A 15,159-nucleotide genomic window follows, 5' to 3' on the forward strand; every position below is an offset into this window, starting at 1 on the left:
GTCTCGTTTTGAGATGATTAGGATTCGTTTCCGGCCTCAGGATCTTGTGGCTCTTCTTGACTTAGTGGATCAGAATCGGACTGAGCAAGAGGAGTATGAACGATCTCAACCGTATCTGTGGTTGTGCGTCCGAATCGGTCGGTCGCTTCGATCGTGATCACGTTGTATCCCTGGGCAAGAACAACCGGTTCTTCAAATTGTCCTTCTTCGTTAATATAAATTGTTCGGTCGTTGAGGCTGATGGCGGAGATGTTCGAAGTGATGCCTTCAACGTTAACTAATGTGGTGCGCACGGTAGCGCCGTTTTGTGGGTGCTGAATTGACACGTTTGGACCGCTGATCAGGTCGCGCGCCTGGAACAAGCCGTAGCCCACCAGGAGGCAGACGATCATGGTGCCGATGGTAAAGTGAAGTATTCGCTGTCCTTTAATGGTCATAGTGTTTGCATGCCCTCCTGACCCCTTTGTGGGGGAAATTCGCGGTCGTGCGGGTCCTTCTGTAAGGACAGGAGTGTAAACCTCCACTGCCGTACAACCTCGGATATGACCACAGTATACCACGCACAATGTCTTATACTACTGTGGATTTTGTCCGTTATCCCCAGGGGCGGACGGGTAGGTTCCATCATCGGTGAAACTGTTGTGACCGCCGAAATTACCGGCTTCCTCGTTCACAAGAACACGTCGCGGTTTTGATCCCTCTCCTTCACTAACAACCCCGCGCTCTTCAAGCATGTCCATAAGACGAGCCGCTCTCGCGTAGCCCACTTTAAGCTTACGCTGAATGAGTGAGGTTGATGCCTTGTTCATTTCTATAACAAGCTCTCGCGCTTCTTCAAAGAGTTCGTCCTCGTCGTCACCGTCTTCGTCAAAGGATACATCGGTAACACTGCCGGCTGATTCACCGGTGAAGTCGATCTGCTCAGGCAACTCGTTGCTGTACTGGTCGGCAAGGTACGTAACAACTTTCTTCACCTCATCTTCGGTAATGAAGGCGGACTGAATACGGCTTGGTTGTGACATCTCACCTGATAGGTACAACATGTCACCGGCACCCAACAGCTTCTCGGCGCCACCGGCATCGAGAATGGTGCGGGAGTCTACCTGTGAGGCCACCTGAAGGGCAATACGTGCCGGAATGTTTGCTTTAATAAGACCGGTGATGACATTTACACTCGGGCGTTGAGTTGAGAGCACGAGGTGAATACCAACCGCGCGGGACATCTGCGCGAGTCGTACGATAGCCGATTCCATTTCTCGCGGGTACGCCTGCATAATATCGGCAAGCTCATCAACGATAACCACGATGTACGGCATGGTTTCAGGCAGCTCATCGTCTTCGCCGGCCTCGCCCTTCTTGTGCTTCGCGAGAGCCGGTTCCAGAACGTTCTTGTGATATGAACCGATGTCGCGAACTTTTTCTGTTTCCAGAATGTCGTATCGACGATCCATTTCTTTCTGTGCCCACTTGAGTGAGAGAATAGCTTTTTTAGGATCGGTGATCACCGGGGTAAGCAGGTGGGGGATGCTGTTGTAAAGTGTTAGCTCCACACGTTTTGGATCGACCATGATAAAGCGCATGAACTCCGGCGAGTTTCGGTACAGAAGCGAGGTGATCAGCGAATGAATGGTCACTGATTTACCGGAACCGGTTGCGCCGGCGATCAGCACGTGAGGCATCTTAGCTAGGTTGCCAAAGTGCGTCTCGCCGGTGATGCCTTTTCCAAGCGCCATCAATAGAGGCTTGTCAGGTTCAGAGAAAGCCTTTGAGCCAAGCAATGTGGCAAGACCGATCGTGGACTTGGTCGTGTTTGGTAGCTCGATACCTACTAAGGACTTGCCTGGAATTGGGGCTTCGATGCGGAGTGGGTGAGCCGCAAGCGCGAGCGAAAGGTCGTTCTGGAGCGCCACGATACGTGAGAGCTTTACTCCTTCTGCCGGCTTGAGTGCGTAGCGGGTTACAGTCGGCCCGACTGACACCTCGTCCATTTCAACCTGAACACCGAAGTTGTGAAGCGTTCGCTTTATAACATTTGCGTTTGCCTTGATGTCACCTACGCCCGGCTTTCCTCGATCTTTCTCAAGGAGTTTCAACGGAGGCGGCTTGTACTCGATCGAGAATGAGCTTGATGGTGTTAGATCCAGCTCACCGGTCGTCGAAAGGGTTCGATCTTCAGTGTCGCTATCTATTTCCGCGGGCGCAGCTGGTGGTTCGGGCGGTAGATCTGTCTCAAGCGTGGTACCCATCTCGTCGTCGGCCACATCGCTGTCCAGGTGGAACGTGCCAAGATCTTGACCCTCGTCGGCAAGCTCGTCATTGCTTCCGAACAAGCGCTGGGGAAGTGAAAGGACCGCCTCAAGAGAAATGAGGTGGTCGAATACGATCAAGAGCGCAATAAAAAGCGTCGCTCCTAAAATGATAACCGTGAGGTACAGCTCAAAAAGCGAGAGGAGTGGTGCGGTTATCGCTGCTCCGATCACACCACCGGGACTTTCGATCTTGCCGGCGAGCAATATCTGGATAAGACCTAATCCACCGATTATGAATAGGATACCTCCAAGTGCTTGCGAGATAGCAACCTTCTGCCGAAGTGCTTTGAGGAAGGATATTCCTAAAAGGATAAACAAAACCGGAAGCAAAAAGTAGCCGACACCCAGTAACATATCGAGAAGGGTAAATGCCTTCTCTCCCACTAAGCCTGCATTGCCAAAATAAGCCAGCACAAGGAAAGCGGTGATAACAAAAAACACGATCGCCACAACCGCCTGAATAGTCTCTTCGCGGATGTATTCGTATAGTCCGAGGGATTCCTCCTCTTCAAACTCCTCTTCCTCCGTATCCTTTTTCTTTGTTTTCTTTTGTGATTTCTTTGCCATAACTGAAGATTCTACCAATTTAGTATAACACCCGCAAAGGCGCAAAGGAATAAATGAAATATAGAACGGAATACAGAGAATACGGCAAGTAATAGTGAATAAAAGTAGAAGAAGGCCGGAAAAAGCTATCGCACTTGCAAAGCGCAGCAACAACCCCTTTTTGCTTCTTAAGTACCCAAATGAAAGGGTCGTGAGCCCTCAAAAGAGCCGATCTGTTGCAAAAGGACAGGTTTTATATACTATAAGACATGTCTTTTAAAACGCTCTGTATAGGACAATATGTTAAGGACAGTATTGACATTAAGAATTGTCTCTTATATAATCTCTAGACAAGGTAAAGGACATAATCGTGTCCATGACAGATAACTCAAAAAACCGCTACATACAAGAGACAAGCGAAAACACCGCCCTCACTAACACTCCTAGTGACAGCAGTTTTGTCTCTTTGTACAAAAAGACAGAAAAGATAGCTACGGCTATCTATCTCGTGACCGACCTCCTCGATCACGAGGAACCTTTACATTGGTCGCTTCGAGAGAATGTTACCTACCTACTCAATCTTTTGGTGTCCTTAAGAGATACTGTTGATACTCGTTCGAATACGAAGAACGCCTGCCGCAATAAACTTATTGATCTGATCACGCAGATCAATGTCGCCACATCGGCCGGACTTATCTCTCAGATGAACGGTTCGGTCCTTGTGCGTGAGCTGAATACGCTTGCCGATAGGATAGATCAGCTTTCAATTGATTCTGTCGGAGGACCTCATCTAGACGATGCGTTTTTCAAGTCGTCAGATTCGGAAAACGTAGCATCTGCGCCTGATCAAGGCCGCAGACATGCTTCTGTAAATAAGCCTGCTTTGAAGAGTGAACCGCTTAACGGTGGATCTGCTTTAGCCTCAAGCCAGGCGAGTAAACAGGGTGTGGATAATCCGCAAATACAGGGTGGTAATACTGACAGTGCTTCATCCGAAGTTACTCGTTCAAAAGGCACAAAACCGGCGGTTCAGGCCAAGAAGAACAAGCGTCAGCGCGCCATCCTTCACCTTATTAAGGAGAAGGGCGAGGTGAGCGTGAGAGACGTTGCTACAGTGATCGCTGACTGCAGTGAGAAAACACTTCAGCGTGAGCTCATGGCGTTGGTTGATGAGGGAGTTTTACAAAAGTCCGGGAAGCGGAGGTGGACACGGTATTCGTTCGCGTAGCGTCTGCCGGTAAGGGCGTAGTAGAGCGCTCTGCTACGCCCTAGTTCTTGCCCTGGGTCCTTGACTCACACGACGTTTCCTTTTAAAGTAGCCGCACGTTGAAATATGCAATAGAGCTTGTAACCAAACACTTCTTCTGCTGTTTAGTTTTGTGTTCTTCGAGACGTTGTCCGGTGTAAAGATCCGGTGTAAAAGTACAGACCGGACTACGGCTCATAAGAAGAAAAGTGATAAAGAGTAGAAGTGGTGCTTGGTTGTCCACACAATTATTTTGCTCACTAATCAATGTGGGGATATAATTTAAGAGAGGGGATAGGTAATAAGACCTGTGTGCCTGTTTCTCGTACGGAAACAGGCTTCGGTGATACCTCCCCTCTGAGGTGTAAGAGAATAGAAAGTAGACGATAGACAGAAGACGAGCAGTCTTGACAAGCTACTTCTTCTATTCTTTAGAAGATGAAGAAGCTCGCGACGTGTAATATCTGAACGAGTTTCTGAGTCTACACGACCAAGCACTGGAATTGTCAGATATAACGAACATTTTTCGTTCGTCCTGTCTGAAAATTATAGTGCGTATGTCCTTTGACAATTAAATACAGATTCGTGTCACGGTGCTCTTAGCACGGTGACCACTATCCAGTATGCCTAAGGCATACTCACTATAATCCAGAGCAATATACATATTGCCCTGCTGTGTCGCTTGTCGTATACCATTCATTTGTATACCAAGGACATGGAAAAGAAGGCTGTGAAGAGAAAAAGGAAGAGAAGAAAGTAAAAGTATAAGTGATGACTGTTCAACAGTTTCATCACTTTCAATTCAATCGATTGTATTGGAAGAGAAGAATGAAAGGAAGAACGAGGCGGCGGCTCAGAGCGTGCTGAAAAACTGCTTTCGAGTCGAGGGTTCCAATTTTGAGTCGAGGCGCGAGCTGGAGACCGAAAAATATTTTAGATATTTTAAGGTCGAAGCAAAGTGTCGCAGGCCAAAATTGAAATTCGTAGACCGGAATGAGTTTTTCCGGCACGCTCATCCTCTCGGTGCTCGGCTTCGCTCACTAAACACTTCATTGATCCGGCGACACTTTGGTGAGGTCAGATCAAAGAAGAATTGTTTAATAGCGATGCCGGGCGCCGAGGTGAGCGGCCCGACGATACACAATGCGTATCTACACTACTTTGTAGCATAGGTCGCATGGTGTCGTGCGCCAGGTCGGGAAACCGATAGGTGCGCTATTACAAGCATTGCTCCGTATGCTTCGTGCGCAAGTGCGGAGAATACAGTACGGAGGAATAGTGATTACAAAGTCTGCCCGTTACACACAGCTAATTAGTGAATAGTTAGTATTATCAACAAGACAGATAACGGGTAGCAACAAAATTAGTAGAAAATATGACTGCACAAGACACGATAAGAAGTAAAGCAATTGCTGGCTTTGTAGGCCTCGCAATGGCTATGACCTTTGCATTCGCTGGCGCCATGAGCGTAAGCGCGCAGAGTGACAGCGTTGCCGAACTACAAGCACAGATCGAAGCACTGCAAGAAGCGCTTGCAGCATTAACAGGAGGTAATGCATCTGCTGAATGTTCAGTAACTTTCAGCCAGAACCTTTCACAGGGTGACACTGGTTCAGAAGTTATGGCTCTTCAGCAGTTCCTTAACGCCAACGGCTACACTGTAGCTTCAGCTGGCGCAGCAGGATCAGCAGGTATGGAGACCAGCTACTTTGGTCCCGCAACCCACCAGGCTGTTGTAGCGTTCCAGAACGCTAACTCAGCTCAGGTACTTGCACCGGTTGGCCTTTCCATCGGAACAGGTTACTGGGGTCCATCTTCACGCTCACACGCAAACACAATGTGTGCAGCTGACTCAGGCTCTGACTCAGATGACTCTGACTCAGATGGCGACTCAACTTCTGGTGACCTCGAAGGTGGCGTTGGCGACATTGACGACGCTGACTTCATCTCAGGCATCAACAACGAAAGCGTTGGAGAAGGCGAGAGCGACGTAGAGGTTCTCGGTCTTGAGATCGAGGCTGACGACGGTTCAGACATTGAGATTATGGCTGTAACCATCGACTTCGACTACAACGGCACATCAAGCGACGACTTCGATGACTACGCTGAGGAGGTCTCAGTATGGTTCGAGGGAGAGAAGGTTGCTGAAGTTGACGCTGATGAGTTTGAGGACGATGACGACTACAACCGAACTGTCTCACTTGACCGCGGTGCGATCATTCGCGCAGGTGACACAGCTGACTTGACTGTAGCTGTCTCAGGACAGAACACCATCGACTCAGCTGATCTTAACGACAGCGACTGGGACGTATCGGTAGAGCAGGTTCGCATCCGTGATGCAGCCGGCGCTATCCTTACCGTTTCTCAGGGAGATATCGATGCAGCCAAGGAGCGCAGCTTCGACTTTGAGGACGAGGCAGCAGACGAGAGCATCGAGATCAAGTCTTCATCAAACGACCCTGACTCAGACGTCTTCCTCGTAGAGGACGACACCAATGAATCTGACTGGTTCGAGACATTCATCTTCCGACTAGAAGGTGAAGAGAATGACATCGAAGTTGATGAGATCGTTATTAACCTCGAAATCGGCTCAAAGGCATACAGTGCTGTTGTAAGCGACATGGCTCTTGAGATCGACGGCGAGGAGTTCAGCGATTTCGATGTATCAACGAGCTCAGCTAGCTCAACAAACGTTACCTTTGACATCGACGGTGACTTCACTATCGATGCTGATGACGACGTTGAGGTAGTTGTACTCATGGAGTTCCAGGGAACTAACAGCGGAGCTAACTACGCTGACGGTGAGACCATCCAGGTCAACACTGTATCTGTTGAAGGTGAAGGAAACGACGATGTTTCTGACACTGCAACTGTTACCGGTGACGAGCACACGCTCAGCACGTCAGGTGTTGTGATCTCTGGTGTTGACTCTGAGGGAAGTGTCAACGAGGCTGGCGACACAGCATTCATCTCATGGGAGTTCACCATCGGCGCTGAGGACGGTGACATTGACTTCAATGTTGCTGACAAGAACAACGTTGATGGAGACACTGACGATGTACGATTTGATGTCCTCGGTGGAGGAAACGCAACGTCATCGATCATTCTTCTCTCAGGAGACGCTACTTCTGATGGAAGTGGTTGGACTATCAACGAGGGTGACGAGGCAACATTCGGTCTCGACACTACTATCACAGGATCAGGTACACACCGTGTACGACTTGAGACAGTTGAAGGTGTAACCGTAGATGAACTATCTGGTTCACAAAACATCTAACTAACCTTAGTTAGAGGTAACAGCAAAGGATCACGGGTGTAACCCGTAGGACAGTCAAGCAGGTCTCAAACAGAGCCGTTGCAGGTCCGAAACAAAAACCCCGCCTCCCTTTTGGGACGGCGGGGTTTTTGTTATGTATTTTTTGCCAACCCCTGGGGTTGGCAAAAGTGGAAGGATGTGGATTGGACGACGTCTTTAGCTGATATACTAGAAGGTATGCTGAAGTATTTCGACAAAGCTTTTTTCCGATTTATGACCGGATTCCTCATCACGCTGGCTGCCAGCTTGGTGGTTTTGTATATAGCCGTAGATTCTTCTTCGAACCGACCTCCATCTCATACGGCAGATGTTCCTGATCAGAGTGAAGATAACAATGCGGGTCATAGAGAAGACCGCAATAAAAGTCGCAACGAAAGGTGATCATCATCATGGATTTTTGCCAACCCCAGGGGTTGGCAAAAATATTCTAATTCAACGTGTAAAGTAGTTGACGCGGGAGAGTTTGTGCGTATACTGACTCACATAAGGCCGTAGACAAGGGGCGAGGTGGTGCGCAGTGCGTACGCCGGTAAGTCCTCTCGAGGTCACTGAAACATGCGCCGGAGCATGTTTGGTGATGATCTACTTAACCGGCCCTTATAGGTCGATTTTTTATTAGCTGTGAGTGAAGCGAATAGCTAACCCAGTTAAATGATTTCAAATCAGGAGCATGCGTTTTATTACGTTTACGTCCTTTACTCAGTGAAAGATACTAATCTTTACGTTGGGTTTACTAGAGATTTGAAATCACGATTTGAGGATCATCAAAAAGGAATAGTCCCGTCTACAAGGGATCGTGCGCCTCTAAAGTTAATATACTACGAAGCGTACGTTTCAAAATCAGATGCGGTTCACAGGGAAAAGTATCTGAAGACATATCACGGACGTTTTTTCCTTAAGAAAAGACTTAAATCGTATTTAACCGGGTAGGTTTAACTTCACTACGTTACGTTAAACCTATGCCTTTAACCCGAACGCAAAAAGAAAAAGAAGTAGAAAGTCTCGCCGGTGCGGTAAAGAGCTCCGCCTCAACAGTGTTCGTGAACTTTCACGGCCTCACTGTTGATCAGGCAAGCGAGCTTCGAAGCGCGCTTCGTGAGAACGACGTGTCCTACAAGGTTGTTAAAAAGAGTTTGACGAACATTGCTCTTGATAACAGTAAGATCGCCGGGAAGAAGCCTGTACTCGAAGGAGAGCTTGCTATTGCCTACAGCGACGACTACCTTGAGCCGGCTCGCGGAGTGTACGAATTTCAAAAGAAGTTCGAAGGACACCTCTCGATCATCGGAGGTATCTATGATGGCGAGTATCAAAGCCAAGCTCAGATGCTTGATATCGCGCTTATCCCGCCAAAGGACGTCTTGCGTGGTATGTTCGTGAACATCATCAACTCACCGATCCAGGGATTTGTTGGTGCGCTCGGTCAGATCGCAGAACAGAAAGAAGCACAAGCTTAATAGTATTTACCCATAGGCTATACGTTTATTTTTAAACGATACCTTACAATCAATAACTTAATCATATGGCAGAAGAAGACAAAAAAGACGAACAGCAGGCACCTGCTGAGGAAGTAAAGGAAGAGAAAGTCGAAGAAGCACCTGCTGAAGAAGCAAAGGAAGAGGCTCCGGCAGAGGAGAAGAAAGAGGAGGAAACTGAAGAAGCAGGCGAGGATGTAGAGGTTCCGGAGAAGTTCCAAGACCTCGTTACCCAGATCGAGAACATGTCAGTTCTTGACCTTAACGAGTTAGTGAAACTCCTTGAGAAGAAGTTCGGTGTTTCAGCAGTCGCTGCCGCCGCTCCTGCAGCCGCAGCCGGCGAGGAGGCCGAGGAGAAGAGCAGCTTCACCGTTGAGCTTACTGACGCAGGGTCTCAGAAGATCGGTGTTATTAAGGCAGTTAAGAACGCCCTAGGTCTTGGTTTGAAAGAGGCGAAAGATCTTGTGGATGGCGTGCCGGCAAAATTGAAGGACGATATGCCAAAGGAAGAAGCAGAAGCACTAAAATCAGCCATTGAAGAGGCTGGAGGTTCTGTAGAACTTAAGTAAGTTATTGAAGAGCCATCCTTCGGATGGTCGGCCGAAGGCCGAAGGAAGCAGGTGGAAGTGTGGAGCTGAAATAAGTATAGAGATCATAGCTGTACTGAAATACAATAAACCGCCCGGCTTTGCCGGGCGGTTTTTGTGTCCGGCTTCCCGGATCTTCATTGTTTCAACCTAAACAATGGTTTATACTACGATTACCATGGACGTACTGGACCGACTATTTGGAAGTCACGCGCAAGTTAAGATAATGCGCCTATTTTTATTTCACCCTGGGGAGATCTACGAACCCAAGGATGTTGTTCGGTTGGCTCGCGTGGACAGTAAGGTGGTGCGACGTGAGCTTGAGAACCTCTCTAAGGCAGGTCTTGTTCAGAAAAAGTCTGCTTCGAAAGAAACCAAGGTTCTTAATAAGAACGGCAAGCCCAAGAAAAAGAAGGTTTCCGGATGGATGCTGAACGCAGATTTTCCCTACCTCAAGCCGCTTCAGAATATCCTGGTCAATGTGCGTCCGCTTTCATCGGGTGAACTCGCCAAGCGCTTTCACGGCGCAGGGACCATAAAGTTCCTGGTAGTCTCGGGTGTCTTTCTCCAGCAATGGGAAAGCCGAGTTGATCTGTTGGTAGTAGGCGACAAGTTGAGCGAAGCTCGCGTTCATAATGTAGTGAAAGTGCTGGAATCCGAAGTGGGTCGTGAGCTTTCGTACGCTTCTTTTTCAACTCAAGACTTCCTGTACCGCCTAGACGTATACGATAAGCTTATTCGTGACATTCTCGATTACCCTCATGAGAGGATCGTAGACAAATTGCAGATCCAGTAGCTGATTCAAAGCTGCCTGTCTCTATGAATAATGTGTCGTCAGTTGTTTGTGTCTGATAGGACCGATCTAAACACTGAATCTCGTCTTTTTATCCGTGTAACAGCTGGTAAGTGATACTTTTTACTGTCTGAGACATTTGGCTAAAAGAAACTAAGATAGTGACAAAATAGAAGTCGGACAAAAACTGGTGATGTGGGTTGACACAGCATCAAAGCTGTATATAATAGCAAGACAAACTTATGGCAATAGGAACTTGTTTGTATACTTGTTTGAGTACGTAGAGCGGATGGCACCAAACTCCTCACGGAGAACCTAGACGGTGTACCGCTTCACAGGCGGTTTTTCTTTTGTTAACGTAGGTTGTGCGTCAGAAAAGAAAACCGCATCAGCTGCTAAAAATAGTAGGAAGACAGTAAAATATTCTTGCTCCTCACATGGGTCGCTTACGCTTGAGTGGTTGTATGACTTCTCCCGTTCGTACGTGCGAGCCAGGTGAGAGGCCGGAATAGGGCCTGTCCTTTGACAACTAAATAGTTCTAGCAATGACATGAGCCTCATTGTTAGAACGAGGTAACAAACAGCAAATGAAATGTTGATACATTGATTGTATGTATCAGAGCAAAACATTGGTTAATGAATTTCCTAATAGGAAATTAAAGGGCGTATGGTGGATGCCTTGACTTCAAGAGGCGATGAAGGACGTGGTACGGCTGCGATAAGCTTCGGTGAGGTGCCTAACAACCTATGAACCGAAGATCTCCGAATGGGGAAACCCAATTCCGTTTAAGCGGGATTACCCTGTCGTTGAAGAACGGCAGGGAGTACACCCGGGGAAGTGAAACATCTCAGTACCCGGAGGAATATAGACAAATATGCATTCCCTTAGTAGTGGCGAGCGAAACGGGAGGAGCCTAAACCACTGTGCTTGCACAGTGGGGTTGCAGGGTAGAAGTGCGGGGAATCCCGGATTTATTATTATTGTTAGCAGAATCAGCTGGGAAGCTGAACCCAAGGGGGTAATAGTCCCGTACGCGAAAACAATAATGTATTTCTGACTTCTATTCCTAAGTAGTTCAGGACACGAAAAGCCTGAGTGAATCTGCCAGAACTAACTGGTAAGGCTAAATACTCTTGAAGATCGATAGTGAACAAGTACCGTGAGGGAAAGGTGAAAAGAACCCCGATAAGGGGAGTGAAATAGATCCTGAAACCATACGCCTACAAGGAGTCGGAGCGGGCGCTTGCGTCCGTCACGGCGTGCCTATTGAAGAATGAGCCAACGAGTTGATATATGCGGCTTGGGTAAGCTCTGAGAGGAGCGCACCCGTAGGGAAACCGAGTGTGAATAGCGCGTATGCTCCACAATGTGGGGTCGTCGTATGTATCAGACCCGAAACCAGGCGATCTTGCCATGGGCAGGGTGAACTCCGGCGAAAGCCGGAGGGAGGCCCGAACCGAATGGCCGTGCAAAACCATCGGATGACCTGTGGTAAGCAGTGAAAAGCTAATCGAGCTTGGTAATAGCTGGTTCTCTCCGAAACAGCTTTAGGGTTGGCGTCCGGATTACCCGCTTGGGGTAGAGCTACTGGATGGTCTAAATAGGGGCTACGCCTCATTAGACCAATCAAACTCCGAATACAAGCGGTCAACTTCCGGGCAGTTAGACCATGGGCGCTAAGGTCCATTGGTCAAAAGGGAAACAGCCCAGACCTCCAGTTAAGGTCCCTAAATCTATGCTAAGTGCACTTAAGGTGGTGGAATTTCTCAGACACTGAGGAGGTTGGCTTAGAAGCAGCCATCCTTTAAAGAGTGCGTAACAGCTCACTCATTTAGAGATTCTGCGCCGAAGATAATCGGGGCTAAGCATAGTACCGAAACTGAGGATGTTTACGATCTCCGGATCGTAAGCGTGGTAGGAGAGTATTTCACGCTGCGATGAAGCTGAAGGGGTGACCCACAGTGGAGCGCGTGGAAGTAAGAATGTTGGCACAAGTAACCGCAAGGCAGGTGAGATCCCTGCCCGCCGAAAGACTAAGGATTCCTTGGCGATGGTGATCAGCCAAGGGTTAGTCGGGGCCTAAGGCAATCCCGAACGGGGGAGCCGATGGAGACTATGGTTAATATTCCATGACCCCCATATAGTCCGATTGGAGTGACGGAGCGCTGTACTTCTCGCATATTAGCGGATTTATGTCCTTTCTGTGAGGCCGCTCTCTAGGTAAATCCGGAGAGCATAAGCCGAGCAGCGAGGCGAATCCGTCGTACGCGACGGAGAAGGAGGAGGAGCGCGCTTCCAGGAAAAGCTTCTCAGGATAACTATATGGGGCCCGTACCAAAACCGACACAGGTAGTCAGGTCGAGTAGACCAAGGCGAACGAGTGAAATGTCCCTAAGGAACTCGGCAAAACAGCGGCCGTACCTTCGGTATAAGGCCTGCCTTCACTGCTTCGGTAGTGAAGGCCGCAGCTAAAGATTCCCTGGCAACTGTTTACCAAAAACATAGCTCCCTGCGAACTCGATAAGAGGATGTATAGGGAGTGACGCCTGACCAATGCCAGAAGGTTAAACATGGGCTGTACACGCGTTTACGTGTGTGCCGACTTTTGTATGCCCTGGTGAATGTCGGCCGTAACTATAAACCTGACCGTTGTAGTTACGTAAATAAACTTTGCTATATGCGGGAAAACCCGGATGCATCTTGACGGTACTCGCTTCTTGTCGAAGAAGCAGTAACAAGCCGTCAAGTGAGCTTCGCATGAGCGCCGGACGATCCGCAGGAAAGACTTCCGCAAGTCACATCTATGGAAGGATATAAGGTGCAATCAGTAAAACCAGAGCATGGATATTACATAGCCGGCTTTACTGACGGAGAAGGAAGCTTCAACGTTTCGATAAAAAAGAGAAAAGATTATCGAAATACGTGGAAATTAACAGCTTCCTTTAACATTTCTCAACGAGATCGTGTAATACTCAGCTTCATTAAGAAGCAGTTACAATGCGGAACGCTCCGCACACGGAAGGATGGGGTGGTGTACTACGAAGTAACTAACCCAACTTCCTTGTACGAGAATGTTATCCCATTCTTTACACGATTTCGGTTTCTGTCTGCTAAGAAAAAGCGAAATTTCTCGTTATTTTGTCAGATAGTAGAGAAGATGTACCGAAAAGAACATCTCTCAGAGGAAGGATTTCAAGAAATTCTTCAACTGAGGGAAAAACTCAACAAGGGTATTGGAAGGAAGAGAAAGTACGATATTACAAGTTGTAGTTAATGCGGAAGAATCCTCAGAGACTATACGCAAAGTACCACTGAAACAATGATTGGAAGCCGACTGTTTCAGGGTAATGATATAGTCCGATCCTTATGGCGACATAAGGTCTGAGCGTCAATCTGACGCTTGGTAGAAAACAGAGACGAACGGTCCTAAGGTAGCGAAATTCCTTGTCTGGTAAGTTCAGACGCGCACGAATGGCGTAATGACTGGGGAACTGTCTCAGGGGCATGCTCGGTGAAAATACAATACCAGTGAAGATGCTGGTTACCTGCAGCAGGACAAAAAGACCCCAGAAGCTTTACTGTAGTTTGATATTGGATGTACAGTTTCTCTGCGAAGTATAGGTGGGAGACTTTGAAGCGTTGGTTTCGGCTAGCGTGGAGTCGTCAGTGGGATACCACCCTTAGAACCTGTATATTCTAACCCGGTGAGAAAAACTCATCAGGGACAGTATCTTGCGGGCAGTTTGAGTGGGGCGCTCTCCTCCCAAAAAGTAACGGAGGAGCCTATAAGGTCGGCTAGGCGCGAATGGAAACCGTGCCGATAGTGTAATGGCACAAGCCGGCTTAACTGTAAGACGTACATGTCGAGCAGATGCGAAAGCAGAGCATAGTGGTCCGACGGTTCGTCTTAGAGACGGCCGGAGCTTAACGGATAAAAGCTACTCTGGGGATAACAGGCTGGTACCGCCTAAGAGTTCATATCGACGGCGGTGTTCGGCACCTCGATGTCGGCTCGACTTATCCTGGCGCTGGAGAAGGTGCCAAGGGTTCGGCTGTTCGCCGATTAAAAAGTCACGCGAGCTGGGTTCAGACCGACGTAAGTCAGGTTGGTCTTCTATCCGCTGCAGGCGTAGATTCTTGAAGAGATTCGCTCCTAGTACGAGAGGGCCGGAGTGAACTGACCTCTGGTGTATCAGCTGTCACGCCAGTGGCACTGCTGAGTAGCTATGTCGGGAATGGATAACCGCTGAAAGCATCTAAGCGGGAAGCCAACTCTAAGATTAGGAATCATAGATCCCTGGGAGATGACCAGGTTGATAGGCACTAGGTGTGCGCACAGTAATGTGCTTAGCCGAGGTGTACTAATTCATCATATCCTATTAGGAAATTTGGATGCCAGCGTCCGCACCACACAGGTGTGGCGCGGGCGAAAAGTGTTTTGCTCTGTTAGATGGAATGAATGCGTTTGTTTCATTGTTAGTTTGTAATATTGAGTTGTGTGTATTGGGTGTATACGGGATGTAGCCGGTCGTGCTTTCTTAGTAGTGGCGAGCGAACAGAATGTGAGTGAGGGTACGCCTTCGCCGGCTCGACCATAGCGCTCCGTCATGGACGGAGAGTGGGGGAAGGACCCATCATCCCGATTTCTGAAATTAGCGCCAGTTCTTTTCACGCACCACTAACGTGGTGCCTAATATACACAGCTCAATAATACGATCAAAAAGTAACGCGAATTGAGTATTGTATGCTGGTGCTTTGGCGAGAGGGGTACACCTGTTCCCATCCCGAACACAGCAGTTAAGCCTTTCAGCACCGATGATAGTCTTTCAAGGCGAAAGTAGGTCGGCGCCAGCATAGAGTACTTAATTTTCTTTTCAGATATAATT

8 protein-coding genes, 2 rRNA genes and 1 pseudogene are annotated in these 15,159 nt (G+C 48.3%); 9 read left to right on the forward strand and 2 right to left on the reverse strand.

Translation table 11 applies throughout. The annotated features are described in order from the left end of the window. Positions 1-17: 17 nt before the first annotated feature. Both WD312_01385 and WD312_01390 read right to left on the reverse strand, forming a co-directional pair. Positions 18-437: a hypothetical protein gene (locus WD312_01385; protein MEX2563757.1), complete on the reverse strand. Its 420-nt coding sequence runs from the start codon at positions 435-437 to the stop codon at positions 18-20. 138 nt (positions 438-575) lie between these two features. Beyond that, a complete protein-coding gene (locus tag WD312_01390) occupies positions 576-2,876 on the reverse strand; it encodes a DNA translocase FtsK (GenBank protein ID MEX2563758.1) in 2,301 nt (766 codons plus the stop codon). A gap of 355 nt (positions 2,877-3,231) precedes the next feature. On the opposite strand from WD312_01390, the gene WD312_01395 reads away from it, so the two are divergent. The 9 genes and pseudogenes from WD312_01395 to rrf all read left to right on the forward strand — a co-directional run bounded on the left by WD312_01395 (position 3,232) and on the right by rrf (position 15,127). Continuing rightward, a complete protein-coding gene (locus WD312_01395; protein ID MEX2563759.1) occupies positions 3,232-4,083 on the forward strand; it encodes a hypothetical protein in 852 nt (283 codons plus the stop codon). 1,393 nt (positions 4,084-5,476) lie between these two features. Then, positions 5,477-7,378: a peptidoglycan-binding protein gene (locus tag WD312_01400; protein ID MEX2563760.1), complete on the forward strand. Its 1,902-nt coding sequence runs from the start codon at positions 5,477-5,479 to the stop codon at positions 7,376-7,378. A gap of 216 nt (positions 7,379-7,594) precedes the next feature. Continuing rightward, positions 7,595-7,798: a hypothetical protein gene (locus WD312_01405; protein MEX2563761.1), complete on the forward strand. Its 204-nt coding sequence runs from the start codon at positions 7,595-7,597 to the stop codon at positions 7,796-7,798. 270 nt (positions 7,799-8,068) lie between these two features. Beyond that, positions 8,069-8,347 carry a GIY-YIG nuclease family protein gene (locus tag WD312_01410; GenBank protein MEX2563762.1) on the forward strand — a complete coding sequence of 93 codons (279 nt, stop codon included), beginning with the start codon at positions 8,069-8,071 and terminating at the stop codon, positions 8,345-8,347. Between the two features lie 29 nt (positions 8,348-8,376). Further along, complete coding sequence (gene rplJ, locus WD312_01415) at positions 8,377-8,874, forward strand: 50S ribosomal protein L10 (GenBank protein ID MEX2563763.1); 498 nt, start codon at positions 8,377-8,379, stop codon at positions 8,872-8,874. 236 nt (positions 8,875-9,110) lie between these two features. Next, positions 9,111-9,461: pseudogene (gene rplL, locus WD312_01420) on the forward strand (50S ribosomal protein L7/L12). Positions 9,462-9,705: 244 nt separating this feature from the next. Beyond that, positions 9,706-10,275: a hypothetical protein gene (locus tag WD312_01425; protein MEX2563764.1), complete on the forward strand. Its 570-nt coding sequence runs from the start codon at positions 9,706-9,708 to the stop codon at positions 10,273-10,275. 643 nt (positions 10,276-10,918) lie between these two features. Next, a 23S ribosomal RNA gene (locus WD312_01430) occupies positions 10,919-14,657 on the forward strand. A gap of 362 nt (positions 14,658-15,019) precedes the next feature. Beyond that, a 5S ribosomal RNA gene (rrf, locus tag WD312_01435) occupies positions 15,020-15,127 on the forward strand. Positions 15,128-15,159 lie beyond the last annotated feature (32 nt).

The sequence above is a fragment of the Candidatus Paceibacterota bacterium genome (assembly GCA_040905715.1).
Lineage (GTDB): Bacteria > Patescibacteriota > Minisyncoccia > Phycocordibacterales > CSBR16-193 > JBBDHZ01.

Excerpts from the sequence above, each read along its gene's own strand:
- WD312_01385 (MEX2563757.1), bottom strand. The coding sequence starts at position 437 with ATGACCATTAAAGGACAGCGAATACTTCACTTTACCATCGGCACCATG.
- WD312_01390 (MEX2563758.1), bottom strand. The coding sequence starts at position 2,876 with ATGGCAAAGAAATCACAAAAGAAAACAAAGAAAAAGGATACGGAGGAA.
- WD312_01395 (MEX2563759.1), top strand. The coding sequence starts at position 3,232 with ATGACAGATAACTCAAAAAACCGCTACATACAAGAGACAAGCGAAAAC.
- WD312_01400 (MEX2563760.1), top strand. The coding sequence starts at position 5,477 with ATGACTGCACAAGACACGATAAGAAGTAAAGCAATTGCTGGCTTTGTA.
- WD312_01405 (MEX2563761.1), top strand. The coding sequence starts at position 7,595 with ATGCTGAAGTATTTCGACAAAGCTTTTTTCCGATTTATGACCGGATTC.
- WD312_01410 (MEX2563762.1), top strand. The coding sequence starts at position 8,069 with ATGATTTCAAATCAGGAGCATGCGTTTTATTACGTTTACGTCCTTTAC.
- rplJ (MEX2563763.1), top strand. The coding sequence starts at position 8,377 with ATGCCTTTAACCCGAACGCAAAAAGAAAAAGAAGTAGAAAGTCTCGCC.
- WD312_01425 (MEX2563764.1), top strand. The coding sequence starts at position 9,706 with ATGCGCCTATTTTTATTTCACCCTGGGGAGATCTACGAACCCAAGGAT.